General features: G+C 39.7%; 1 protein-coding gene. It reads left to right on the forward strand.

Features of this window, described 5'->3' with window-relative positions:
- The first annotated feature begins 110 nt into the window (after positions 1-110).
- Positions 111-965, forward strand: coding sequence for an IS3 family transposase (locus V6C17_RS00620; protein ID WP_333520623.1), 855 nt, complete (start codon positions 111-113; stop codon positions 963-965).
- Positions 966-1,024: the final 59 nt, after the last annotated feature.

Genomic DNA, 1,024 nt, shown 5'->3' on the forward strand with positions numbered 1-1,024 from the left:
CGTCCAAGGAAAAGTCCATTGAATCAACAGGATGAAATGGCGCTTAGGATAAAGGAGCTTGAGCGAGAAGTTGAGCTATATAAGTCTTTTCTTCAGGCTGCTGGAAGGATGTGAGAGCAGAGATTAAATATATAGCAATTGCTAAAAACGCCAGTAAATATCCAATTTGGGAGATGTGCCGATTTTTTAAGGTATCTAGAAGCGGTTATTACGCATTTCTAAAGCGGCAAAATAAAGCTTCTAGAGAAAAATACATCGCTAATTTTATTGAGAAATGCCAGCGTGATACTTATGGAACATACGGATATAGGCGTGTAGTCATTTGGCTTGCAAGGAAAGGAATACGAGTAAACCACAAGGCCGTATTACGCATCATGAACAAATATGGGCTGTTGGCACAGATTCGACGCAAAAGAAAGTATAAACAGATGAGTGATCAACTGCATCGCTATGCGAATATCCTTAATCGACAGTTCACGGCAACACGACCAAATCATAAATGGGTTACAGATATTTCTTATATTCAGACACCACAAGGAACGTTATATTTGTCTATGATTCGCGATTTATTTGACAATAGTATCATTGCTTATAACATGGGAACCGAACAGTCCGTAAATCTTGTTCTTCGGACTATCAAGGAGGCCAAAGTAAAAGAAAAGGTCACTGCAGAGTTGCACCTCCACAGCGACCAAGGGTTCCAATATACATCGCGAGCATATTATACCCTAACTCAAAAATACGGCATAATACCTTCTATGTCAAGGCGTGGAAACTGTTATGACAATGCACCCGCTGAAAACTTTTTTAGTATACTAAAGGCTGAGTGTATTCGTCGATATAAGCCTAAGACCATTGATCAAGCGCGCGAGCTCATTAATAATTATATTTTCTTTTACAATCACGAACGTATTCAGCTAAAAACAAAGCTGACGCCACTTGAAAAACGGCGTCAGCATGCGTAATTTCATATAATCCTGCGACAGGGCTTCTTAATCGTGTCTATTCGCAAGGGTTCAGTTCA

This window comes from Dendrosporobacter sp. 1207_IL3150 (assembly GCF_036763085.1).
Classification (GTDB): Bacteria; Bacillota; Negativicutes; order DSM-1736; family Dendrosporobacteraceae; genus JBAIYU01.